General features: G+C 39.7%; 17 protein-coding genes. 4 read left to right on the plus strand and 13 right to left on the minus strand.

Features of this window, described 5'->3' with window-relative positions; translation table 11 throughout:
- Positions 1–395: 395 nt before the first annotated feature.
- Positions 396–2195 carry a serine/threonine-protein kinase gene (locus CYAN7822_RS16670; protein WP_013323433.1) on the minus strand — a complete coding sequence of 600 codons (1800 nt, stop codon included), beginning with the start codon at positions 2193–2195 and terminating at the stop codon, positions 396–398.
- 412 nt (positions 2196–2607) lie between these two features.
- Here CYAN7822_RS16670 and crcB (CYAN7822_RS16675) point away from each other — a divergent pair, with 412 nt between their 5' ends.
- Complete coding sequence (gene crcB / locus CYAN7822_RS16675) at positions 2608–3000, plus strand: fluoride efflux transporter CrcB (RefSeq protein WP_013323434.1); 393 nt, start codon at positions 2608–2610, stop codon at positions 2998–3000.
- A 75-nt stretch (positions 3001–3075) separates the two neighbouring features.
- On the plus strand, positions 3076–3489 hold the full coding sequence (crcB, locus tag CYAN7822_RS16680) for a fluoride efflux transporter CrcB (RefSeq protein WP_013323435.1): 414 nt from the start codon (positions 3076–3078) through the stop codon (positions 3487–3489).
- Positions 3490–3969: 480 nt separating this feature from the next.
- Here crcB (CYAN7822_RS16680) and CYAN7822_RS16685 read toward each other — a convergent pair whose 3' ends face one another.
- The 9 genes from CYAN7822_RS16685 to CYAN7822_RS16725 all read right to left on the minus strand — a co-directional run bounded on the left by CYAN7822_RS16685 (position 3970) and on the right by CYAN7822_RS16725 (position 14080).
- Positions 3970–4155 carry a PCP reductase family protein gene (locus CYAN7822_RS16685; protein ID WP_041933797.1) on the minus strand — a complete coding sequence of 62 codons (186 nt, stop codon included), beginning with the start codon at positions 4153–4155 and terminating at the stop codon, positions 3970–3972.
- A gap of 206 nt (positions 4156–4361) precedes the next feature.
- Positions 4362–5882, minus strand: coding sequence for a circadian clock protein KaiC (kaiC, locus tag CYAN7822_RS16690; protein WP_041933798.1), 1521 nt, complete (start codon positions 5880–5882; stop codon positions 4362–4364).
- 123 nt (positions 5883–6005) lie between these two features.
- On the minus strand, positions 6006–6296 hold the full coding sequence (locus CYAN7822_RS16695; RefSeq protein WP_013323438.1) for a circadian clock KaiB family protein: 291 nt from the start codon (positions 6294–6296) through the stop codon (positions 6006–6008).
- 2 nt (positions 6297–6298) lie between these two features.
- Positions 6299–7171, minus strand: a complete 873-nt coding sequence (locus tag CYAN7822_RS16700; RefSeq protein WP_013323439.1) for a response regulator — start codon at positions 7169–7171, stop codon at positions 6299–6301.
- A 273-nt stretch (positions 7172–7444) separates the two neighbouring features.
- Complete coding sequence (locus CYAN7822_RS16705) at positions 7445–8239, minus strand: MlaE family lipid ABC transporter permease subunit (protein WP_013323440.1); 795 nt, start codon at positions 8237–8239, stop codon at positions 7445–7447.
- 451 nt (positions 8240–8690) lie between these two features.
- Positions 8691–11564, minus strand: a complete 2874-nt coding sequence (locus CYAN7822_RS16710; protein ID WP_013323441.1) for a methyl-accepting chemotaxis protein — start codon at positions 11562–11564, stop codon at positions 8691–8693.
- 82 nt (positions 11565–11646) lie between these two features.
- On the minus strand, positions 11647–12177 hold the full coding sequence (locus tag CYAN7822_RS16715; RefSeq protein ID WP_013323442.1) for a chemotaxis protein CheW: 531 nt from the start codon (positions 12175–12177) through the stop codon (positions 11647–11649).
- Positions 12178–12227: 50 nt separating this feature from the next.
- Positions 12228–12599: a response regulator transcription factor gene (locus tag CYAN7822_RS16720; RefSeq protein WP_013323443.1), complete on the minus strand. Its 372-nt coding sequence runs from the start codon at positions 12597–12599 to the stop codon at positions 12228–12230.
- A gap of 260 nt (positions 12600–12859) precedes the next feature.
- Entirely contained in the window at positions 12860–14080 is a 1221-nt protein-coding gene (locus CYAN7822_RS16725; protein WP_245602587.1) for a response regulator, read from the minus strand.
- A 364-nt stretch (positions 14081–14444) separates the two neighbouring features.
- Between CYAN7822_RS16725 and hmpF the strand changes: the two genes are divergently transcribed.
- Positions 14445–16052: a pilus motility taxis protein HmpF gene (gene hmpF, locus CYAN7822_RS16730; protein WP_013323445.1), complete on the plus strand. Its 1608-nt coding sequence runs from the start codon at positions 14445–14447 to the stop codon at positions 16050–16052.
- A gap of 87 nt (positions 16053–16139) precedes the next feature.
- Here the strand turns inward: hmpF and tilS are convergent, their stop codons facing one another.
- From tilS to ccsB, 3 genes are all read right to left on the minus strand, one after another.
- Entirely contained in the window at positions 16140–17108 is a 969-nt protein-coding gene (gene tilS / locus CYAN7822_RS16735) for a tRNA lysidine(34) synthetase TilS (protein WP_013323446.1), read from the minus strand.
- 75 nt (positions 17109–17183) lie between these two features.
- A complete protein-coding gene (locus CYAN7822_RS16740) occupies positions 17184–18422 on the minus strand; it encodes an RNA-guided endonuclease InsQ/TnpB family protein (protein ID WP_013323447.1) in 1239 nt (412 codons plus the stop codon).
- Between the two features lie 194 nt (positions 18423–18616).
- Positions 18617–19627, minus strand: coding sequence for a c-type cytochrome biogenesis protein CcsB (gene ccsB / locus CYAN7822_RS16745; protein WP_013323448.1), 1011 nt, complete (start codon positions 19625–19627; stop codon positions 18617–18619).
- Between the two features lie 337 nt (positions 19628–19964).
- On the opposite strand from ccsB, the gene CYAN7822_RS16750 reads away from it, so the two are divergent.
- On the plus strand, positions 19965–25271 hold the full coding sequence (locus CYAN7822_RS16750) for a translocation/assembly module TamB domain-containing protein (protein ID WP_245602588.1): 5307 nt from the start codon (positions 19965–19967) through the stop codon (positions 25269–25271).
- Positions 25272–25342 lie beyond the last annotated feature (71 nt).

A 25342-nucleotide genomic window follows, 5' to 3' on the forward strand; every position in this document is an offset into this window, starting at 1 on the left:
AAAACTAATGACTACTGACTAATGACCAATGACTAATGACATTTGTAGGGTGGGTTAGGCGCGGCGATGATTTTGATAAGAAAGCGATAACTTTTGATCCGTGCCGTAACCCACCATAGACTATTTTGTATCTTGGTGAACATTTTTCCCCACGATGCCGAAAGAGCCTTTTAGATTAGCGTTATTAAAGACAATTTGTCAAAAAAAATCATGTCTTAAAAAGATTGCTACAGAAATTTTTTGTTTAATTTTATTAAAATAAAGTAGGCAAAGATTAATTTGTAACATGGTTTTTAAGACTTGAGCAAAATCAGATATAAATTAGTTACTCAAGTAAGGTTTTATTATTAAGTTAACTGATCAATAAACTTTTTGTTTAAGCATAAGGAAGCCGCTCAAGATAAAGTGTTTGAATTACTATTTAAATAAATCTTATTAGCGAGTTTTTCCTCTAAATTAATAAAATACAATCTTTTTTCTGACTGGTAATCAGTAGCCATTAAAAGCCTAAACTGATCATAAAAAGCCATCGCCGTGATTTCCTCTTCCACTTGAAAGCCGCCTAACTTTTCCCCTCTAATACCCAATAAAATAACCTTTCCTTGACGAGAAGCTAATAAAAAACCCCAAGGCTGTCCTAAAATAAAATCCGGTTTAATTTCTAAGGGAATGCGAGTGACTTTTAAAGGTTTTAAATTAATCAAAATTCCTAAGATTTTTTCACTCACTTCTAGAGCAAAAATCTGATCAGGCAAATGTGAATTAGAGACGAGCGAATGAAGACTAATAGATAAAGAAAAAAACCTCCATAAATTCCCGCGTCTAGTCAATAATGTAAATTGTGTTTTCGGCTTTTTTTCTTCAGCCGAATTAATAATCATTCCATGACGACTATCTAGCGTAACTAATTGAGAGTCAATTGAACAATTAATAGAAGTTTTAACTCGTTCTAAATTGGGCAATTTCAGAAATTGCAAAACCTGAGAAGAAGATATAAAAGCTAACCAATGACCTCCAGGTGCAATAGCACTAATTTGATTCAGTCTAGATACACAGACTTGCTGTTGCTGAAAAATTTGTCCTGCATCATGAGATTTCCGAAAATAGGAAATACAAGAACCTTCATTAACTGGCGAGTCTGTAACAGTTAAACATCCTTGAGAATGAGAAAATAACTTAACTAATGAACCCTTCAAGGGAACCTGCCACTCTTGAGGTTTTCCCACTAAACTAGAATCGGGATAAATTTGACAACAAAGTTTATCTTCTATTCCCAGATAAACACACTGCTTATCCACCGCTAAATGGCTAACTCGTTGAGGTAAAGAAACTTGATGAATAATATTTAATGAAGTGGCATTAGGGACAGAAGACAGCGAAGTAAATAATTGCACCGAAGACGAATTAAAGCCTAATGTTTCCGAAGCGAGACGAACAGATTTTAACATTTCCTCGGTACTTTTAAACCGTCGTTGCGGCAACTTACGCAAAGCTTTTTCAATGATAGAACTGAGTAAAGGAGGAATCGTATTAGGAATCGTTACTGTCTTACTCAAATGCGCTGTCATCAATTCGCCAGGATAGCCAGAAAAAGGACGGTATCCCACTAAAAGCTCAAACAAAATAATACCAACAGCATATAAATCTGAAGCAAAAGAATGTTTTCCATAAAATCGTTCTGGGGCCATATAAGCTGGCGAACCCGTATAGCCGCCACTTTGACTATTAATTTCTTCTATCAAGCGAGCAATGCCAAAATCAGAAATATGGGCACTCCAACTACTCGGTTTTAGCTTCAGTAAAATATTCTCGGGTTTAATATCACAATGAATGATTTGACGGCTATGGGCATGAGCTAAACCTGATAGAATATCTTCTACTAAGTTTAACTTTTGCTTTAAACTTAATTGCTCTTGGGAGTTAATTAAATCTCGTAACGTTCCTCCCTCACAGTAGTCCATCACCACATAACGACCCGTCCGATTATATTCTAGACCCGTACAGCCAACAATATTAGGATGTTTTAGAGTCAGTAAGTAGGAAATTTCTCGCAAAAACTTATGAGTAGGAAAGCGCTTAAGTTCCAAATCCTTAAGTGCAACAATTTCTCCCGTTTGACGGTCAACAGCACAAAATACTCGACCAAACTGTCCCTGTCCAATAAGTCCTAAAATTCGGTAATAGGAGCGATACATTCACCGATTGCCTTCCTTTTGGGCGCTCATTTATTTGTTATTGTAGTATAAATTCTCAAAAAATTAGTAACTCATAAAAAAATAGCTGAGTATAATTAAATTTAAATTTTGGCTGATTGATCGGATTTCTAACTATACAGTTATCCAACAAGGCTATCAGACAGTTTATAAAGATCCCCGAAACCCAAGGCAAGCGTTGACGGTGAGTTAGACTTTACGGGAAAGCGCAGAGAATTTGAAAAAAATAATTTAGCAAAAGTTATATAAAATTATTTGATAATTAGCTTATTTTATAATTTAGGGGGATTTTTGAATCTTCTGCCGTAATAGATTTACACCGCACTTGTCACCCTCAGTGTTAGTTCCGCTATTAAATCGTGTTTTTTTAATTATTAATTCAAGAGGAAATAAAGTGGATTCTCCATTAGTATTTACTTTAATGATCGCCATTGGAGCCGTGCCGGGCGCGCTCAGTCGATATTTTGTGACCGAGTGGACAAAATCGGCTTTCGGTACTAAATTCCCTTACGGAACATTTGTGATTAATCTTACAGGCTGTTTGTTGATGGGTTTTTTCTTCACCCTTTCCAAAGGCATAACAGGTTATCCGAAGGAATTAGACTTATTGATTAGAACGGGTTTTTTAGGCTCTTACACGACCTTTTCCACCTACGGCTACGATGCCCTGTCCTTGTGGCGTAATAAAAACACTGGTGCAACACTTTTTTACTGGGCTGGTAGTGCAGTATTTGGCGTAATTGCTGTGTATTTAGGGGTCAGCATTGCTCATGTTTTTGTCCGGTAAAAACTCCCTCATTTCTTGAGTCATAAAAATTGATAAAGATTCAATAGCAATACCACTAATTAAAGGATAGTCAAAATGTTGAAAAATTCTGTCACTCGTGCTGCATTAGCCGTTGCTATCGGAGCAATACCTGGTGCATTAAGCCGCTACTATATTACCGAATATACCAAGTCCGTTTTCGGCAAAGATTTTGCTTACTATGGAACTTTTTTTATCAACGTAACTGGCTGTTTAATTATTGCCTATTTGTTAACCTTAGCCGCCGAGAGAATCAGAAATTTTTCCCCCGAACTGCGTTTAATGCTGACAACGGGATTTTGTGGAGCTTATACCACTTTTTCAACCTTTGGGTTAGAAACCAGGACTCTACTAGACAAAGGGGATTCAACCACGCTCATCTATTGGCTAGGTAGCATCATTGTGGGGATGCTAGGAGTCAACCTAGGAGTGATGTTAGCTAGATTAAATCAAAAATCATCCCTTGAATAATTGAAGTGGCAGGGTGGGACAGTTAATAGCTTGAACTTTCCCACTTTTTTCCTTAAAAAATGTTCATTATTCTAGCTTCAACATATACTAGAGTATTCAATTTCTAAACTATTTATGACATTATATAAAGAAAATTAATCTATTGAACTTATCGAAACTAGCTTTAACAAAATAAAACCTAGTGCGGGGGAATTCTTCTCAAGTTTTTACAAAAAACTCTTTGATGCTTATCCAGAAACTCAACATTTGTTTAGATTGGACTCCGGAAGTAGCTCAAGCTTGGCTTAACATTTACACTAAGAAGTTATTAAAAGTAATAATCAAATTACCCCCGAAGAATGACAAGCTTTTGGAGAGCTTAATTTAAAACAGACTCAGGAATTTATTGATATTCTTTGGCAAGAATTAGATAATTTGAAATTGTAACTTTAGAGGCTGTCCTAACAGACACCTGTTACCAACCCTCTAATATGGGTAAAGCTATTGCCCAAACTCCACTCTAGCCTGTTCCACAATTTCCACTGTAACCTCATCCATTCCTGCCGCTCTAGCTAACTCTTCTATCCGTTGCCGTGCTTGGGTACGCACAAAAAAAGGGATCTGTTTCAGCTTGGCTTTAGCTTGGGGTGTCCAATGAGGAGTATCGGTAAAATCAACATCTGTCATAGTCTTCATGAAGGGTTAGATTTCTATACTTATTGTGTCTTTCTTCATCTATAGTAACGGTTTTCGGTACGGATTGAGCTTAACTTTCTGGGTCTTGCGACATAATGAATTAATAATAACACCAGTAGCGCCCAATAAATAGAGACGTAAGGGCAACGTCTCTACAGAATAAAAATAATTTTGTCAAAAGTTAATTAATAACTGATTTAACTTCCTTCTTCAAACAAGCCGCTAAGACGTTCAACTTCTGCCTGAGCAGTATACATCGGCGTTCCCGCTAAAATTCCGGTTACATTGCGGAAAGGTTTATTAATGTGCATCCCTTTATTATCAATAGAAAACTCTCGAATATCCTTATCGTGCATGGAACCTCGCATTTTTAACACCGTAATTCCTCGCCGCATTTCCCCATACATTTCTACATAACGTAAGAGAATAATTGAATCGGTAATCGTGGAAATATGTCCCTCTGTAATCGAAGAACCCCCCAAAAGAGAGGGAGTCGTAGAAGTAAACAAGCCGCCGATTTCTTTTTGTTTAATAAACGAAGTCAAACCAATAATAAATTCTCGAAAACCTTTTAGATTCGACACTCTTTCTAAAGCCGATAAACTATCTACTGCCACCCGGTTAGGCTTAAACTCCTCGATGATTTCTTTCATGGAAATAAGATGATTTTCTAACCCTGTAGTTTCCGGATAGCGGCACACCACTTTCAGTTTACCTTCTTGTTCCATGCGATTAAAATCTACTCCCCAACCAATGGCATTTCTAAACAACTGTTCTCGACTTTCCTCAAAAGCAAAAATTAAACATCGTTCCCCATTGGCGACACCACCCGCCATAAACTCAGTTACCATCAGGGTTTTCCCTGTACCCGTTGCACCAGAAACCAGGATAATTGAATCACGGAAAAACCCACCGCCACACATCCGATCTAATTCTTCAGAACCGGAAGTAATACGAATATCCGAGGATTTTTGCTCAAGTTCAATGGCCGAGAGCGGAATAATTACCATTCCTCGCCTGCCAATAATCGTAAAAGGAAACTCTCCCTTTTGATGGTCAGTGCCGCGATATTTGAGGATTTCAATAGTACGGCGGCGTTTTTCATCGGCTAAAACATTGCGAAGAATTACCACATTATCGGCCACAAATTCCTCAACCCCGTAGCGGCTAATATCACCATATTCCTGTGTTCTTTCTGCGGTCATAATTGCAGTGACTTCTAATTCTCGCAGTGCCGAAGCCAACTTAAACAGATCGCTACGAACTTGGGCGCTATCCATTAGATGACTAAATATCGCTCCTAATGAGTCCATCGAGACACGAGTGGCCTTATATTTGCGAATAGCAAACTCTATACGGGCAATTAACGCACCGAGGTCATATTCCCCGGTTACCATCGGTTTTTCTCCGGGTTGAGGCGAAGCATCCACAAACGCCCATTGACGATTTTCTTCCCACTGGCGGATATCCCAACCAAACCCGAGCATATTTTTACGCAATGCTTTAGGGGGTTCTTCAAAAGTCACAAAAACACCATTTTCTCCCCGTTTAATGCCTTCAGCGAGAAATTGACAAGCAAAAACCGTTTTGGCACTGCCTGCTGTACCAGCCACTAGAGTTGCTCGACCTTTGGGGAGTCCTCCTTCCGAGAGAAAGTCAAACCCTGGTATACCGGTTTCGAGTTTCTGAATATAATCCTGTTCGTTGTCTTGGCTCATCAATATATTTTGCTTGTAGTTGGTAATATTATGATCCATTAGTTAATTTTGCCTGTTTGTTATCCCCTTGCCAATCATTAATTCATGACGCAGGCTTATTTTTCAGGTTTTTTTTAGATAAATCTAAGATTTGGCTTCTTCTCTGGCAATTAAATCTAAACCTAACAAGACTTTTTGGGTGTTAGACATATCCCCGATGATCCTCTGGAGAGGAGGCGGCAGTTGTTTAATTAGGGTAGGAGTCACGAGAATTTTCTCTTGTTCAGCTAAATCAGGTTGTTCGAGAACATCGATAATTTGCACTGTGTACTGCTGATCGAGTTCTTCTCGGCAGATCCGCAGTAAATTGGCGATCGCTCGTTGAGATTTAATCGAGTTGCCGGTAATATAAAGCTTAAGAATGTATTTATTCATGATTATTTTTGCTGATCTGACTTGGAGATGATATTGAGGGTACTCAATCCGATGTAATATTTACGGTAAAACGATGCAAGATAACCCATCAGTTCTAACACCATTAAGCGCCCTTCAGAGACATAGGCTTGAGCTTTAGCCAAAGTAACATCCTGATTTTTTTGTTTCAAGGTGGTAGTGTGTAAATCGATGACATCTCTAGGACTAGCCTTCAAAAAGCCTAGCTTATCTGCCAGTATTCGCAAGCGCTCAGAAATGTTATGCTCGATTTTATAAGCCCGTTGTTCTAAAGCTAGAGAGAGTAACTCAGCGTAAGATTGAACCATTTCCTCAAAAATATCAGGCACACTTTCTCTAATCGGTTGTGAACCGAACATTCTTGCTGTAATACTGGTGTTACTGGCATGAATCAACTTTTCTAACACTTCAAATTCCCGTTCCTGCTGTTGAGCTTCCAATTGGGCTATATATTGTTGCTTTTCAATCGCCAAACGAATCTGATAGATTAACAAATTGGTATCTAAATAGTCGGCTTTTAAGTACCCATCAGCACCCAACTGAAACACTTTGATCGCAAGGTTTTCATCCTCATTGTCAAGTTGTACAATAATAGGAATCCTCGTAAACACTTCTCGAAGTTTAACTAAAGCGTTAACCCCTTGGCTATCGGGTAGGGTTAAATCCAGTAAAATCACATTAAAATTCTCGCTTGTCAGTTTTTCGAGTCCTTCCTTAAGAGAATCGACGAAAGTAAAGCCAAAGGATAACCCTTGTGCTAGGGAATTATGTTCAACATCACATAGCAATCTCTTGATTAAGTCTATTTTGGCTGGATCATCCTCAATAATTAAACCTTTACAGAGATTACTGGACATGATTAGTTAAGGGGCTTGGCGATTTTGGCGACTTCTTCAATATATTTTTACCTAAACAAAGATCCAAGTGTGGAAATCCCGTCAATTTCTTATTTTAATTTTTAATGCTAGTTATTAGTCATTAGTCCTTAGAATTTTTATACCGTTGTCTTGACGTTGCCTACAACCTCTGTAGCACCGAAGCGATTATTCTACCCTATAAAGTATTTTTGTACTAAATTGAACGAGCCTGACTAATGACTAATGACTAATGACTAATGACTAACCAATGTTTTATCCAGCTACGGCGCTACCGGTTCCTTGGAACATCAACCAAGATAAAAAGAAATTAGTCACAAAAATGGCTAGTAAAGCCGTTACCACTGCTGTAGTGGTAGATTGTCCTACCCCTTTGGCTCCTCCTGATGTGGTCAATCCCCAACTACACCCAATCACAGCAATTAAAGAACCAAAAACGGCAGATTTTAGAATACAACTGACTAAATCCCAAGTTTGTAAAAAGTTACGAGCCGAATTGAGGAAAACGGCCGGAGAAATATTGTATAAAGAATCGGCGATGGCTATCCCGCCAGCTATCCCCGTCAACAAAGCTAGAACGGTTAAGATGGGTAGCATTAAACTACAGGCTAAGACGCGAGGGATCACTAAATAGTCTATAGGATCAGTTTTGAGCATATGGAGAGCATCAATTTGTTCGGTTACTCGCATGGTGCCAATTTCAGCCGCAAAAGCTGACCCTACCCGCCCGGCCACCACAACCGCAGTTAAAACGGGTGCTAGTTCTCGGGTGAGGGCTAAAGATAGAACACCACCCACATAACTTCCCGCCCCAAAGTAAATAAATTCTCGCGATACTTGGATAGTAAATACCATCCCGACGAAAGCGGCTGTTACCAGAGAAATCGTCAGAGACTCCGGACCGACGATGGCCATTTGATCTAGGGTGTTGCGCCGGTGAATCTTATATTTCAGTAAATGAAAAAAAACTTGTCCGCCCAGGAGAATTGCTGCCGACAAACGGGCAAACCAGGACGAAAACCCGCTTTTAGTAACTGTTTTGTTAGTCATTCGTTTTCTGTCATTGGCCTTTTATGCTTTAAGTTTAATCAAATTTTCGGGTTTTTTCTTCCATGCCGCTTGATTATCTTCGCCACACAAAGACCGACTCAAAGCGTTTTCTGTTCCCTGCTTGCACCTCGCAGCGCCGAAGTGTAGGTTAACGAGTTATTATCAGGGTCAGTAAAGGTTAAACTTAAATGGGATTTAGCTTGAGCTAATTTTTTTGAGACTTTTTTGTCGCGCGTCCCGTTAAACTAAATAATTTTTGACCAAGAGACGGCAAACTGCTGCTTCGGTTATTTATAAATATTAATAAAATTGACAATAATCAAATAGCCAAAAGTTCTCCTCGCTTCTTACCCTGTATAACACAGTAATTCTTAGCCGGAGAGCTTATCATCTAAAATAGGCATAAAACAACTAATCACCCATAAACTTTTTCAGTTCTAGTTTTACCCAATTATTTGTAATCATTTTTATCCACCTTAAAACGCTCTACAGATTCCAGCAAATCGCGGGAAATTTTCACCAAAGTTTGTAGAGAACCCGCTACCCGTTGTGACTCTTGAGAGGTTTCTTGAGCCGTTAACTCTACTGACTGCATAACCTGAGCCACTTCGCGGGAATTTTCCCGTTGTTTAACCGTATCACCCGTAATAGAACGTACCAAAGAATCAATCCGATTAGATACCTGAATAATATCCTCAAGAGAACGCTTTGCCTGTTCTGAGCGCTCAGTTACATCGATAACCTGTTGAATTCCTTCTTCCATCGCCGTCATAACTGAACCCGTTTCACTTTGAATTTGTAAAACGATTTGTTCAATTTCTTTTAATGACTTAGCAGAACGATCCGCCAATTGTCGTACCTCATCCGCCACAATGGCAAATCCTCGCCCCGCTTCTCCCGCCCTAGCCGCTTGAATCGAAGCATTGAGAGCCAATAAATTAGTCCGAGAGGCAATTTGAGAAACCACTGCCACAATCTTATTAATTTCTTGAGAAGCTTCTGCTAAACGTTTTACCTTTCTTGCGGTTTCGGATACTGTTTCTCGAATTTGCAAAATACCGGCTACCGTTCGTTCTACCGATTCACCGCCTTTAAGCGCCGTTACCGAGGAAGTACGAGCCACTTCTTCAGCTTCGCGAGCATTTTCAGCGACCCGTTGAATCGAATCCGTCATCATTTGCACAGAATTGAGCGTCACCGCCAACTCTTCAGCCATCCGCAGAGCATCGCTAGACTGATTCCGCGCAAATAACTCACTATCGGTAGAGCCTTTGTTCACCTGTTCAGCCGCTTTTTTAACTTGTCGGACGATTTCTCTAAGATTTTGAATCGTCAGATTAAACGCATCTGCCACAGCACCGAGAACATCGGCGGTAACTTCAGCTTCTACGGTTAAATCTCCTCGGGCTGCACCTTCAACATCATCCAGGAGGCGAATCACTTGACGTTGTAAATCTTCTTTTTGCTGTTCCGTTTCGGCGGCGCGTCTTTGAGCCTCGCTGGTGGTAGTTAAAATCGCCTGAGCCATTTGATTAAATCTAGCCGATAGTTGTCCGAGTTCATCTTCTGAATAAACAGTCGCTTTAACGTTAAAATCTCCAGCATAGATAGCATCAAATTGAGTCTGTAAATCATCTACCGTTTGCTTAATTTGATTGGTACTGAGGCGGGCAAAAAATAAGGTCGCCCCAAAAGTTGCGCCACCAGTCAATAGCATCATCAACAGCATAGAGGGACTAAAAGGAGAAATAGCGGCTGTTTGTTGAGCTTGTAAAGCAGTAGACGAAGACGAATTTTTCTTAGGCGTTGTTTTCTTATCTGTTTTCGGGTCAGATTTCTTCGGATTAGAAGACACTGATTCAGTTTTGTTAGCCGGAGAATCGGCCTTTTTAGAGGGTTGTTTCGGGCTAAACATCCAAATAGCACTACTGATTAAAAAAATCGTTGCCACTGATGTTAACCCGGCGATGCCGGCAGTAATCCACTGTTTTCTTTTTAAAGGAAGATTTTTAAGCGCTGAAAACTTGCCTTGTTCTATTTCAACAGTGGGTTTGATAAATCGAGTAGATGCACCCGTTAAATTAGCACTGGAATTTTCTCCTACATCAGTCCAATTGATCTTACTAATAGACGACGCTTCCATAGCGGCAGCACTAATGCCGGAGCCGGTTTCTAGACCACTGTCTAAACCATCCGTATGACGTTCAAAAAGTCCCGAATCTGGTAAAGACTGAGCCACATCCGTAATATCAAATTGAGAAAGTCCGTCTAAATCGTCGTCATTAAAGACCTCCAAATCATTGAGAAATCCATCACTATTGGCAGGTTGTTGAGTATGAGAAGACAGAGGTTTTCGTTGCTGGGGTTCTTTTCTAAAAGCCTCCTCATTCCAGCTATCTGAATGATCAGCCGCTAAGTTTTCGGAAAACTTGCCATTAGAAGGGTTTTTTCCCAAAAATTTTGTGGCATTCGACTTTAAGGCATTACTTGGCAAATCTGAAGAAACCACCAAAGTTGATTCGCCGGTATCGGAAAACTGATCAAAATTGGACCTATAGCCGTTAGAGTTGAATCCGTTGTTATCTTCTTCGATGAAGGAGAGATGTCTTTGCTCATCTTCATCAGCATTATTGTGCCAGTAAAAGTTTGTTTGATCGTCGTCTGCTCCGGGTTGATCCAAAGAGTTAACGTAGCGTTCTAGTTCAGGATGGTGAGAGGGTTCTGAGGGGAGTCCGAAAGTTTCCGCTAAATCTTCGAACTGAGATAGGTCAGGATTAAAAGAGGTTTCAGCATCTTCAGCAAAAGGATTAGCAAATTGATGTCTAGAAAACTCCTTGCCGATCGTCGGCTCTCCCATATCGTCGTCATCAGGATTCCAGTGGACCGTAGGTTGGTTACCCCAGTCCATCTCCTCCAAATCTGGCATATCTGGATGTTGAGACCAATGGGAAAAATCGGGTTGCTCAAAAGACTCATCAGTATTTAAGTTGGCCTGACTAACGGTAAATCCTTCAGTTTCATCGATAGTAAAGTCCATTTCGTCAAAATCGGACTCGACGAGTTGAATCTGTTCTAAACCTCTTTCGGCATAATCGAGCAAATCTGGCTGTTGAGTAATTTTAAGAACCTTCTCATATTCTTGTTGAGCTATTTGATATTGCTGCATACTTAGGAAAATATGCCCTCGTAACAGTAAAGTATGAGGGTCATCAGGATACTCTTGAGCCAATTGGTCAATGAGCGAAACCGCTTCGTCTAAATCCCCTCGACAATAAGCTGCATTCGCTTTTCCATACTGTTTAACATAATCTATTCCTGAAGTCATTAGCCTCTCTCCCCAGTTTTTGGCTTTAATGGTATGTGGTTATTTAACAAATAAATAATAATAAGAAAGAAAAAATTCGCTTTCATGCTACCCACCGTGCTGAACGTAAAATTTCTACATGATCGAGGAGCCGCAATATTTGACGAGATTCTTCATTGATGATCCATTCACCTTGTACATAGGGGGCAATTTGATCAGAAACATTATTAGACAGTTGTAGGTGTTCTAGATCAAGCCACTCCATTTCCCCTAATCGATCCACAGCTAATCCTAAAATTGTTTCTTGAGCTTCAACCGCTATGACCGGGATTTCTGAGCGATCAGTGTTTAAAATGGCTTCTTCCCCTAAAAATTGGCCAAGATCAGCTACCCATATAATTTGTCCTCGTAAATTAATGGTTCCTAGTAGTAGGGGCGAAGCATTGGGAATGGCTGTAATTCGATCAGGTGCTTGCTGCATCACCTCTCTAATTCCTGTGGCGGGCAAAGCAAATTCACTCTGAGAAGGCAAATAAAATCTTAAGTGCAGTTCACCTTCGGGGGTTTGTAGCTCCTGTATATCTGGGGCTAAATCTTGTCCCTTACCGGTGAAAAAATCGGGATTATTAACCATTTTTATAATTCAAGCTGAGAATATTGACGATTGATAGAGGTTAAACAGCTTTAATTTTCACCTCTTAATAATTGTTTAATAGTGCCGAGCAACTCCACTGGCTGAAAAGGTTTGGCAATATAAGCATCAGCCCCTTGTTTCATCCCCCAGTAACGATCAAATTCTTCTCCTTTAGAAGAACATAAAACCACCGGTAAGTGCTTCGTCTTGGGATCGGATTTTAAACGGCGACAGACTTCATAACCATTCATGCGAGGCATGACAATATCCAAAACCACCAGATCTGGGTTAAATGTTTCAATAAACTCTAATGCTTCAACCCCGTCACAGGCTATTGATACATTCAAACCATAGTCCCGTAATAGGTTTGAAATCATCTCCCGTTGAACTTGACTGTCTTCTACTAGCAAAACTTCCCTCATATTTTTCGCTCCTGAAAAGGCAGCTTGAGCAAGGCTCTATTTTCCGCTTAACGAAGGATTGCTCGCTCTCGGGTTGGGAAGAGCGTTCAGTCTCTTTGATTTTTTCATGGATTGATTGGCTCCCTAACAAGAGTGTGACATTGATTCACCTTATCTTCAGCATGGCTTTAGACCCTACCTCAGATATCTATTCTTAATGTGCCCAAATTGTCTGTTTAAATAAACTATGGAAGTTGAATTTTTTCGTGTTAAGCGCCCGACTATTCTCGACACCCGGTATATTTCTCGAGTAACAGCAATAACTCACTCCTGCCAAACGGTTTGGTTAGGTAGTCTGTAGCCCCTACCATCCGCGCTCTCACCCGATCAATAAAGGTTTCTTGTCCAGTTAACATGATGATCGGAATCTGCCGAAAAACTGTTGACTGCCTGAGCATGGCACAGAGTTCATAGCCATCAAGCTTCGGCATGGCAATGTCACATAAAATCAAATCTGGCTCTATTTCAAACACTTGACTTAAAGCTTGTAGAGGCTCGCCGATAATCGTTACCTGATATCCATTTTCTTGTAATATATTTTCTACGTTTTTTCGGATAGTTATGTCATCATCGATACAGACAATTTTAGGAAAAAATAACTGATTCTCTAAGGCTTTGTCTACCTTAGTGAACCTTGGATCAAGCGGACTGACTAATTGTAGCCAGCCTCTCTCCGTGTATGGATATAAGGCTCTGGCGATCGCTACTAATTCGCGATTTAAGTATCTCGATAATTGTCGTAGGGTGGTTTTTTCTTCTGCCCATTGAGATAAATTTAAATAAATTTTTTCGGGGACAGTAGATTTTAAACTTTCTTCATCAGTCAGTAATACATATTGGTCGGGATGTTGAATCTGAGGATAGAATTGTTTCCATTGTTGTACTTGTTTGATGATTTTGGGGATTTGAATCCCTATTTCTAGAGTGGTCAGTTGAGGAGCTATGGCCGAACCCATTTCAAAAATAAAGCTTCCGTGATGAAGACTGAATAAATCAAAAAGCGTTTCTTGGATCATATTTTCGATAATGCTGCGGCCTTGGGCTGGCGTTAAAATATTTTTGGCTAATAGTAACCAAATACAACCATACTCTGGAGTATTCGTGCTTTCAATAGAGTCAAGCGGGAGATGGTTCAATTGATCGGCGATTTTGTAGCGATGAAGATAATCCCGCAACCGAAATAAATTGCTCTGGGAGTGATCAGCCGCATAGGCAATTTGTCCATTAACGAAAAAAACAAACCAAAATTGTTCTGATACCCCTCTTGTATAAGGGACAAGGGTTTTTGGCCAGGGACTACAAGAAAATTTGTTGAGGGCAAAATTCCCTGTGGACGGGTACGCTTCTACAAATAATTCGCCAGTGCGCTGACCTAGTTCGATCAGTTGTAAAATACTGCGGATATCAATCTCATTCAACGTTCCTTGCATATAACTACTCATCCGCGTTTTAAGCTATAATATTTAAGTTTAGTTGAAAATTTCCAAGGATGACACTCAGGGATACTACTGAAACCTCAACAAAAGCCTTGGCAAACAGATCTCAACCTAGTTATGCTTAATACTAGAAAGATTATTTGTTGATCTTGAGAAAGGTTTACGCTTCGTCAAATTCTGTAACTTTATGTAAATAATTAGGAGAAGTCTATGCTGACTAAGTCATTGTTCACTCATAGGAGCAAACCAAGAAATTTAATTCCTTTAAATCTAAGAACAATTACTTAGAGGGGCTTGAAGATCAACAGCCTTTAGCTGTGACAATTAAATTAAAAATTAGGCGCAGGACAAATCAAGAGGTTTACGACTCGTGTTATACCTTGCAGAAGTAAAGCGACAAAATAGAGGATTTATTGGCGGCTTGAGAACTGAGTTAAAACTCCTAGCTTGTCAACATAATGATCAAACCTGGAGTGCTATCCCCACAGATGATGTGATTTCTTGGGAAGATAGCTCATTGCAAGTGGGAGAAGGAACTTTATTACTGGTGAATTTAAGCAATAACCGGCAAATTCAAGGTACACCCGAGTTAGCCGGTGGGGAAGTGGTACGCCAGTTGCAAAAAATGTCCCGTCGAATGGAAAAGATTAAGGAAGAGCAAGAATACATTGAACAATGGAAGCAGTCTCTGACTTATCAAGCTGAACAACTCACTAAAAGAGAACAGGAATTAGACGGGCGAGTAGAACAAATCGAGCAAATGGAGGCTGAGTTCGAGTATTTAGAACGTCAACGCCACGAATTAGAAGAAGCCAAAGAACAATTAAAACAAGAACAAGAGTCTTTAGAAAATCAAAAAAGCCAATTTGGATTACCATCACATTTAAAACCTGATCAAGCCGCACAAATTGAGGCACTCATTAATCGTTTAGCCTCCTATTCTGATAACACGACTTCCCCACAGCAACAGCTTAACTTGACTTTAGAAACTATTCAACAGCAGCAAAACCAATTTGCTTATTACTGGCAACAGCTAGAACAAAAACACGCACAAGTTGAAGCCTGCCAACAAAAAATTCAGCAGCAACGAGAAAATATTGACCGTCAAAAGCAAGAATTAGCCTCGGCTAAAGCCTCTTTAGAAGAAGCTAAAATTCAGTGGCAAGTGCAGCAAAATCTTATCAGTAATAAACAAGAGTTACTCAGACGAATTAATCTCGATTTACAAAATATCGGGTCGTTACAGCAAACCTTAATTCGTTTAGCTAATGGTAGAGAAGATGCTGTTACTGATAATAAAGTTAATTTACAAGCTTTAGAAAATTTGCCTCTAGGAGAATTAGAAGAGATTGTTAATAAACTGCGGGCTGATTTAGATAAAATAGTCCGCTTTGTTAACGAACAAGAAGAAGAGTTAACTTTACAGTGTGAATCGGTTAATGAATTACAAGCGAAACTGCAAGCGGCTTCAGAGTTTGAACGTTTAGGTATTGAGGAAGAGTTAAAAGATGAACAAGAACGCAAAAAAATGTTAGATAAAACCCTAGTAGGACAGCGTAAAACGCTCTGGGAAAGACAAGAGATTTTACTGCAACATTTGCGGGTTTTACGTCGTCGTCAAGGCATTTTAGAACCTGAACAACAAGTTACTCAAATTAACTTAACTCCTCTATTAAATCAATTAGAAGAGCAGCAAAATAATACTGAACAAGAACGGCAAGAGGTTGAATTAGAAATTGAGAATCTTCAAAAAAATATTCAACAACTTAAAGATATGATTAATCAACAAATAACTGATCAACAAAACCGAGAAAGGGATATAGAACAACAACAAGAACAATGGCAACAAGCTACTGTGGAGTTAACTCAACTTCGATCCGAGTTAAAACTTTATCAAGAAATTATAGAACCTTTTAAAGATAATTTAAGTCGAATAAGCCAAAATTTAGAGGAATTTAGCGGCTGGTTTAATCCTTGAGTTGATTAAATCTCATGGGTAATTGATAAATTATAGGGCAAAAAAATTTTTTAATAGAAAACAGAATAAAGGGAATTTTTCTAGCTATTACAGATGACTAACTCTAATCCATTCTCCTTGAACTTCTATCGTAATTGTACCCGGTAAAGAAAAAGTAGAACTGCGGTTAGGAGCATTAATCAGATTCACCAGAGCTTCTATTTGTTCAAAATTAGGAGCTTTAGAAAGAACGGTTGTTAAAAACCGGCGCATGACTCGACGCTGTAACGCTAAAGGAATACCACGTAAAATTTGACGATGTATTGCTATTTTATCCTCGGAAAGACTTTTTTCTAGCCATTGTTGGGCCGTTTCCTCTAAGTATTCTCCCTCGGAGCGAAGAATTTCTGCACTTTGAATTAGAGCTTTTTCTACTTGTGGGTTAAAATGTGTTTGTAAATAAGGGAGTAATTCATGACGAATACGATTCCGAGCATATTTTAAATTTTGATTAAGAATATCTTCCCAAATAGATAAATTAAATTGTTGACAAAATTGATAAGTTTCGCTACGAGAAATTTCTAATAAAGGACGAACTAGCCAGATATTTTCACTTAAAGAACGTACCCAAGTCAGAGAACTGAGTCCATCAGTACCAGCCCCGCGAATAAGATTATACAAAAAAGTTTCAGCGCGATCAGTTTTTGTATGAGCGGTTACCACCAAGGAAAACCCTTGTTCTGTGGCTATTTCTATTAAAGCTTGATATCGCCACTTTCTGGCGGCGGCTTCGGTTTCTTTGAGATGATGCGCGGTTTTTAAATAATAGGGAATGCCCCAACTTTGGGCAATTTGTTGCACATGATCACTCATGCCGGCATCAGTCGGCCAACCGTGATCACAATGAGCAATGGCAAGCTCCCATTCCCATTTAGATTGTAAGTCTACCAGTAATTTTAAGAGGCATAAAGAATCTTGTCCCCCAGAAACAGCCACTAATAACCGTTCTTTTTTAGGTAATAGTTGTCTTTTTCTGAGGGTAATATGAACCTTAGCGTGTAGATTACTCCAAGTCATTTGACTAATGACTAATGACTATTGACTAATCTGTGACGTACTCCTACACTGACGCAAGCGTACAGTGTAGGCTTCTCAACTTCGCAATTGAGCATTTCTGCATCGGCACTTATCTAGGTACAAGACCCCTGACAGTACGCCATTATCAGACTGTTTCCTTTCGGCAACGTCCATGCCTACTTTTTCCAATCCTCGTTGTAGAATTACTTCAGCACTTGCATGATCTCTAGTTGTTTGATAACTGCATTCTGGACATTCATGTACTCTTTGAGATAGAGGTTTCTTACCTGTATGAGTTTGACATTTAGGACAGATTTGCGAAGTAAATTTATGGTCAACTTGAGCAAAATACTTTCCTCGTTTCCAACAAACCCAACTTAAAATATTTCTGAACTGTCCAAATGCACCATCAAGCATTGACTTACTTAAAAAGCCTTTAGCTGAGACTCGAAAATTGATGTCTTCAACAAAGATCATATCTGCTTGATCACAGAGTAAATGCGCTGTTTGAAAGTGAAAGTTCTTACGACAATTAGCAATTTTATGGTGTAACTCAGCTACTTCGATTTGTGCTTTTTCCCAGTTTTTTGAGCGTTTTTTCTGGCGGGATGCTTTGCGTTGTAGCACTTTCAGCCGACTTTGCAACTCCCGAAAAAATTTAGCTGGTTCAACTGTGAAATTATCTGAAGTAGTTAAGAAATTCTCCAATCCAATATCAATACCAACCCCTCTACCATAAGGTAAAGGTTCAGGTACTGAAGCATCAGATTGAACAGTAACGATAACGTACCATTTTGTCCCCCTACATCGAGATAAAACTCTGATTTGTTTAACTTTAAACCCGTTAGGAATTGGACGATGTTGATTAATTAAAATATCTCCAATTTTTGGAAGCTTTATTTGATAACCCGTAATCGGATTATCTTTAAACTGAGGAAACAAAAATGAACGGTATTGTCCATATTTTTTGAATCTTGGAAACCCATACCCTCTATCTTTAAATGACTCCCAAGTATTGTGCATTCTCTTAACAACATCTTGGGTTACTTGAGAGTGAACTGCCTTGAGGTAGTCATCTTCTTTTTTCCACTGTGTTAATTGGCGTTTTTGCTCAAGATAACTTGGAAAAGGGATACTAGCTGACATAATGTACTCTTTTTCCAGAGAACATCTATCAATAGAGCATTTCCTACTGTTTATCCAATCTTTTAAGTCTCGCAAACAACGATTATATAGTCGTCGGCAAGTTTCCAACCACTCAAGCATCATTGCTTGTTGATCAACATCTGGATAAATTCGGTAGGTCATGTTCATTGTCAGCATAGCTCCAGTGTAACATATTTAGCGCAAGAGGCAACCCGCGATAAAAAAGAGAGGGCAATAGTTCTACTCCGCGATTCATGAGGGGCTGTGGGGCGAATTACTTCGCCCCTTTAAAAGCCCCATCCGACGGTGATTTGTGGGTGTTTTTATCGAAAATTCACTCCAAGGGCTTCTCGCGGGGGAAGCTAAAAAAACCAACCATAAGAATGTAGCCCTTTTCCTAAAAGATTTACACCCAAATAGCAAATCCAAACCACCACAAAGCCGCTTGCCGCCAAAATCGCCGGTTTTCTGCCTTGCCAACCTTTAGTAATGCGGGCGTGGAGATAAGCCGCAAACACCAACCAAGTAATTAAGGCCCAAGTTTCTTTAGGGTCCCAACTCCAATAAGACCCCCAAGCTTCATTGGCCCAAACTGCACCGGCAATGATGCCTATGGTTAATAGGGGAAACCCTAAACCAATAATCCGATAACTAATATTATCCAGATTATCCGCTAAACTGAGGCGTTGGATAGATAGAGTAGCCGCGCCTGTAACTGTAGTCGCTTTGGTGGCTTTATTGAGAACGGCTACAGTGGAAGCGCTAACCGGTTCTAGGGCATTTTCAGGGTTTTCATCAGTTTTAGGTTTACGTAGACTCACAGATCGCCGATAACCTCCGGTTCCGATCGAACTCCCATGTAATTCTACATTTTGCCCTTTAGTGACCACCAAAAAAGCGATCGCCAGAGTCGCTCCCACCATCAGCGTCGCGTAACTAAGCATCATCACACTGACGTGCATCATCAACCAATTAGACTTTAAAGCCGGCACCAGAGGCGCACTGGTTTGCATATCGGCTGGTAAGGTGAGGGCAGCAAAAGCGGTAATTCCCATTGCTACAGGGGTTGTAACTACTCCTACCAAGGCGCTACCACTCATCTTTTGAGCAATTAAATGAATGGCGGTAACACCCCAGGCCAGAAAAAAGAGGGACTCATAGAGGTTACTGATGGGAAAATATCCGGCTTCTAACCAACGGGCACCCAATAACGTTGCTATACATAAATTAGCACTGGCTACTCCTGCGGTTCCTAATGCTTGTAGATAAGGAATGCTGGGGAAGGCGGCCCCTACCCAATAAATCAACATGGTTAGAAACAGCACTAAAAATGAGGTGTTATCTAAAATGTTTTGGAGAGTAATTAAATCCATAAGTGTAGCTGAAATTACAAATTGTAAATCTTAATTATTGACTCTGCAAATCTCTCAATACCGCTACAGTAGGTGGATTGAGCTTGTTTAACTGATTATATTTTAGGTTAATTTAATTTACTTGACTCCTATCTTTGACAATCAGTCTTTATAATTTATCCATAAAATTATCTCGCACTCACCATCTACCATGTTCGGTGTCAAAAAAAAGCTTATAACAAAAGATTTCTCCTCCTATTTTAATCATTCTCACTCTAAAATCACTATTGAGTCAAAACCTCGATTTTCCTTTAATTTTAAGGTAGATCGGCGCTTATGGCTAGGGCTAGGCAGTGTTTTGTTAGTTAGTATTACTGGAGGGTTAGTTTACGGACGTTTTGTCATTGAGCAACAATTAGCTCCAATTCTTGAGAAAGAATTAAGCGATTTTCTCAATCGTCCCGTTAAAATTGGTTCAGTAGAGGGAATTTCTCTCACCGGAGTCCGCTTTGGAAAAAGTGAAATTTTACCAACTCCTACAGATCCGGCCAAAATTTCTCTGGCTGAAGTAGATGTTAGTTTTAATCCGGTGAAATTTTTTAGCCATTCTCAATTAACTTTAGATGTTAAAGCCATTCGCCCTAATATTTATCTAGAACAAGGGGTTAATGGATCTTGGTTAATGACTCCTTTTGATGTTATAAAATCTAACGGTTCTCAAGAGGGAGCCGTAGAATTAGAAAGCTTACAGTTTATTAATGCTGATGTGGTTTTAAGGGCGAGATCCGCGACTAAACAGTTAAACTCGGCGGTTAAGCTTTTTGTTCCCTCACTCAAAACGAATTTTGCTAATCAAGGTAGAATCGTTGATTTTGTTGGGGTTGGACTATTAGCTAAGGGGGGTAAGGCTAAACTCTCAGGGGTTGCTAAAACTAACACCGGTGAGATCAATTTAGTGGTTCTTGGTCATAGTGTTCAAGCCGCAGACCTGAAAAATTTAATTGCCCTTCCCTTGAATTTAAAAAATGGAGAGGTGGGAGGTAACTTAGAAGTTCACTTAAAGCCTAAACAATTACCCTCTCTCAAAGGCGTTGCTACTTTAGCCAATGTAACTGCCCAAATTCCTCAACTTCCCCAAGCTTTTGCTCAAACTAATGGGTTACTTCGTTTTAATGACCATCAAATTAAGTTAGAAGGCGTTACTACTCAATTCGGCAAAATTGCGGCAGTGACCAATGGGACGATCAACTTAAAGGGAAATTATGCCCTCAGTGCTAAAACTCTTCCGTTTCAAGTTCAAGATGCCCTTAGCACTTTAAAAATTCCCGCCTCTTCGCTGCCTATTTCAGCCCAACTTCAAAGCCAGTTTCAGGTCAACGGAACCCTCAATAACCCCCAAGTTTCTTTAAATTTAGTCACGACCAAACCGGCTGTAATTGATAAAATTAATTTTCAATCTTTCCAAGCCAATTTACAACTCTTCAATTCTCAAATTCATTTAACCCAATTTAAAGCTATCCCAACGGCAGGCGGAGAATTAAGCGGCAAAGGTACAATTATTCCTAATTCTTCGACTTTTGCTATTGATGTCAATGCTAATAAGCTCCCTTCAAAAGAAATAGCGGCTTTATATCAATCTGTCTTGCCTTCATTAGTGGGGCAAGTTTCAGGACAATTAACCGTTTCAGGAAAGTTAAATCAACTCAACAGTTGGAAAGGAAGAGGCACAGTTAGTATTCCTTTTGGTCAAGGACTTATTAAGGTTAATAATATTGAATATCTGGCCGGAAATTGGCAAGGAAAATTACAAGCATCAGGCATTGCATTAGACCATTTAGGAATCAATTTACCCGAAAATATCGCTCATGGTCGAGTCAATGCACAATTGAATTTATCGGGTAATCAAAATTCTTTTTCTCCTGAAACGATCGTGGCAACCGGCGAAGCGAATCTATCTTTAGCCGACGGACAAGTTAAGGCGAATAATATTCGGTTAGCACAGGGTGAATGGAAAACGAATTTATTAGTAGAGCGACTCAAAATTAATCAGTTTGTTCCCAATCTTCCTCATCAATTGAATGGCCGTCTCGGGGGTAACTTTACGGTTACTGGCGATTTAAACAGTACCTTAGCCGATATTCAAGGAAGCGGACAAGCTCATTTTAACCTGCCTAGCGGCACAATTAAAGCTAATCAGCTAGAAATTCATCAAGGATTCTGGCAAGCGACCTTAAAAACCGATAATCTACAGTTAGCTAATCTTATCCCTAATTTATCTACTCCCTTACGCGGCAAATTACAAGGACAATTGAGTCTTGAGGGGAATTTAGAAAGTCGTTTAGAAGATATTCAAGGAACTGGCTATGGTAGTTTAATTTCATCGGCGGGAACCATTGCCGCTAAACATATTCTAATAAAAGGAGGGAAGTTTGAATCCCTTATTACTCCAGAGCAAGTTCAATTAGCCTCTTTTTCCCCTCAATTCAAAGGATTTTTGGGGGGGAAATTAAATATTAGTGGAAACATAAATAATCTTAATCCCACCGCCATCAAAGCAGAAGGAAACCTTAATTTTAGTCAAGGATTATCGTTGATTAATCGCGCTTTAACAACCACAGTTGCTTGGAGTGGAAAACGCTTGGATATTTTACAAGCAACCGCCTCCGATTTCAACGCCAAGGGCTTCCTAGAAATGGATTTATCTAGTAAAAATCCTCTCTCAGCGATTAATAAATTAGACCTTAATGTTAGTGCCAAGGGATTTGATCTAAAACAATTAACGGCAAGCTTTTCTCAAGCCCAACAGTGGAATATTGGCGGCAGGTTAAATTTTGAAGGGAAAATCGCTGGAACCCCTCAAAAGCCGCATATAGACGGGGCTATTAGCTTAAATAATCTCTCTATGGCCCATGAAAATTTTGAACCAGAATTAAAGGGAGCAATTAGCTTAGTGCCTGATAGTGGGGTGAAGCTTCAACTGGCCGGCGATCGAGACAAAATTGAACTGAGTTTAAATGAAAATTATCAGCCGCTTTCCTTTGCCCTTAATTTAGATCAGATAGCCGTTGAAGGGACTTACCGAGAACAACAAATATTAATAAGTGCTAATAATATTCCTTTGGAATTATTGACAGAAATAGCCAAAGATGCAAAAGTCCCCATTTCCGAAAAGATTTTATCTCAACCTCTAGGGGGAGAATTATCCGGTAACTTTGCCTTTAATACCGATAACCACAATTTTAACGGGGAGCAAGTAGCGATCGCTAATCCGCGATGGGGGCACATCCAAGGCGATCACTTTAGCGGCAACATCAGTATTAACAACGGAGATTTTAGCCTGACCCAAGGGCAATTGAAGCGTAATAATAGTTCATATAATATTAACGCCAATGTAACCCAATCCCCCTCCGGACCTCGTTTATATACAGAAGTAGCCGTTACAGGAGGAAAAATTGAGGAGGTTTTAGAAACCTTACAAATTTTTGAATTGTCTGATTTGGGGCGGGGTATAAAGGCACCTACTTATGCTAAAGCCAAAGATCTCTGGAACGAACCCCCACAAACGACGGATAACTCTTCTTTATATTCAGTGGGATTACCCTATGCCCCCTTAGCCCAACAATTAAAATACTTTACTCAATTTAACCAACATTTAGAAAAAAGCGCACAAGAACAAAATAATAATCCTCATCTACCCCAATTAAGCTCACTAAAAGGCGAATTTGATGCTAAATTGACCCTAGATGCTTCCAGCAAAACCGGGGTAGCGGCTAAATTTGATCTATTAGGTAAAGGGTGGCAATGGGGCAAACACAATTTTAAACAGTTGCAAGTCCAAGGAGATTATCAAAACGGCTTACTCAACCTTGAACCAGTAAGTATACAGTTAGAAAATAGTCTAGTGGCCTTTTCTGGTCACATTGGCAGTCAATCTCAAGCCGGCAAATTGCACCTGCAAAACGTTCCTTTAGATTTAATCAAACAATTTGTCAGTGTAGCGCCGAGTGTTGAGGTGGAGGGGTTACTCAATGGTGAAGTGACGCTAGGAGGTAAACGAGATAACCCCGAAATACAAGGACAACTAGCCATCGCCCAAGCTACTGTCAACAAAATTCCTCTGCAAGCAACCGAAGGAAAATTTACTTATCAAAACAGCCGTTTAGACTTTGAGGCAGGAAGTCAATTAACGAATCAAGAAAATGCACCTATTGATATTAAGGGAAGTTTACCCTATCAGTTACCCTTTGCCAAAGTAGCCCCCAGCAGTGATGACCTTAACCTCAATATTCGGGTGCAAAATGATGGACTTGCCATTTTAAATGTTCTCAGTCAAGGACAAGTCTCTTGGATAGGTGGCAAAGGAGAAATTAATCTAGATGTAGAGGGTCAGTTTGATCAACAACGAGGCCGGCCCAGTAAATTACAAGCTAATGGTGTAGCCAAGCTGGAAAATGCCAGTCTATTGGCTCAAATTTTTCCCAAAGTTCCTCTAACTCAAGTCAATGGCAAAATTGTATTTAACTTTGATCAAATTCAGGTAGAAAAATTAACCGGCAAGTTTAGCGGCGGTAAAATCACGGCGGCGGGCACTTTACCTATCCTTTTACCGATTCCAGTCAAGCAACCTTTAACAGTAACAGCTAACAATCTTACTCTCAATTTAAAAGGGTTATATCAAGGAGATGTCAACGGAACCCTTCAAATAGCCGGTAGCTTACTCAATCCCAATTTAGGGGGCCAAGTGAATTTATTTAATGGTCAAATTTTGTTAGCCGAAGCGATGGCAGAAAAAGAAAACCAAGCCACCTCTCCAAATAAATTAGCCACCCTGACAGGATTTAAAAATTTACAACTGAATTTAGGGGACAATGTTTGGATTAGTTTTGCACCGGTGTTACGAATTTTAGCTGCCGGAAATGTTCATGTTAACGGAAATTTAGCCCAACCTCAGCCCGAGGGAGATATTAAACTTAAAGGTGGTCAAGTGAATTTATTTTCAGCCCAATTTGGTTTAGTGGGTGGAGAAGTTAACACAGCCCGATTTATGCCTGATCGAGGATTAGATCCTTATCTGGATGTACAGATGACGGCGGTTGTTTCAGAGACAAAAGGAAATTTAGTCCGTAGTAATCCCCTTTCGTCTGAGATTAATGATAATACAGCTTTTCCCTCAGATAGTTTGCAAACGGTTCGGGTTCAAGCGAAAGTGGATGGTTTTGCTAGTCAAATAACTAAGAATTTACAAGTAACCAGTCTTCCCCCTCGTTCTCAAACTGAAATTATTGCCCTATTAGGAGGGAATTTTATTAATCCTGTACTGGAAAAAGACCCGAGGTTAGGGTTAGCTAATTTAGCCGGTTCAGCCGTTTTTGGAACCATTCAAGGCCCCATTAGTAAGGTACTCGGTTTAAGCGATTTTCGCGTTTATCCTACTCAACTTCTCAACCCGAAAGACAGAATTGCTAATTATCAAATAGGCATTGCGGCTGAGGCGAGTGTAGATTTGCGCGATAATTTGTCTTTTTCTGTGCAAAAAATTGTGAACACAGATCGTCCTGCTAATTTCGGATTGCGTTATAGAATTAATAATAATATGGTGATTCGTGGAACGAGTAATTTTTCTGATGATAATCGGGGAATGCTTGAGTATCAAAAGAGATTTTAAACACCCATAAACAAGCAACAGGCAACGTCTTTACTGTTTGTTGCCTGCAACCTTTTTAGATTTTTGATAGC

The sequence above is a fragment of the Gloeothece verrucosa PCC 7822 genome, assembly GCF_000147335.1.
In the GTDB taxonomy this organism is placed as follows: domain Bacteria; phylum Cyanobacteriota; class Cyanobacteriia; order Cyanobacteriales; family Microcystaceae; genus Gloeothece; species Gloeothece verrucosa.

Bases quoted from the DNA above. Each gene is read 5' to 3' on its own strand.
- CYAN7822_RS16710 (WP_013323441.1), bottom strand. From the start codon at position 11,564: ATGACTTCAGGAATAGATTATGTTAAACAGTATGGAAAAGCGAATGCA.
- crcB (WP_013323435.1), top strand. From the start codon at position 3,076: ATGTTGAAAAATTCTGTCACTCGTGCTGCATTAGCCGTTGCTATCGGA.
- CYAN7822_RS16720 (WP_013323443.1), bottom strand. From the start codon at position 12,599: ATGAGGGAAGTTTTGCTAGTAGAAGACAGTCAAGTTCAACGGGAGATG.
- ccsB (WP_013323448.1), bottom strand. From the start codon at position 19,627: ATGGATTTAATTACTCTCCAAAACATTTTAGATAACACCTCATTTTTA.
- CYAN7822_RS16670 (WP_013323433.1), bottom strand. From the start codon at position 2,195: ATGTATCGCTCCTATTACCGAATTTTAGGACTTATTGGACAGGGACAG.
- tilS (WP_013323446.1), bottom strand. From the start codon at position 17,108: ATGACTTGGAGTAATCTACACGCTAAGGTTCATATTACCCTCAGAAAA.
- CYAN7822_RS16725 (WP_245602587.1), bottom strand. From the start codon at position 14,080: ATGAGTAGTTATATGCAAGGAACGTTGAATGAGATTGATATCCGCAGT.
- CYAN7822_RS16740 (WP_013323447.1), bottom strand. From the start codon at position 18,422: ATGAACATGACCTACCGAATTTATCCAGATGTTGATCAACAAGCAATG.
- CYAN7822_RS16715 (WP_013323442.1), bottom strand. From the start codon at position 12,177: ATGGTTAATAATCCCGATTTTTTCACCGGTAAGGGACAAGATTTAGCC.
- kaiC (WP_041933798.1), bottom strand. From the start codon at position 5,882: ATGAGCCAAGACAACGAACAGGATTATATTCAGAAACTCGAAACCGGT.
- CYAN7822_RS16705 (WP_013323440.1), bottom strand. From the start codon at position 8,239: ATGACTAACAAAACAGTTACTAAAAGCGGGTTTTCGTCCTGGTTTGCC.
- CYAN7822_RS16700 (WP_013323439.1), bottom strand. From the start codon at position 7,171: ATGTCCAGTAATCTCTGTAAAGGTTTAATTATTGAGGATGATCCAGCC.
- CYAN7822_RS16685 (WP_041933797.1), bottom strand. From the start codon at position 4,155: ATGACAGATGTTGATTTTACCGATACTCCTCATTGGACACCCCAAGCT.
- CYAN7822_RS16695 (WP_013323438.1), bottom strand. From the start codon at position 6,296: ATGAATAAATACATTCTTAAGCTTTATATTACCGGCAACTCGATTAAA.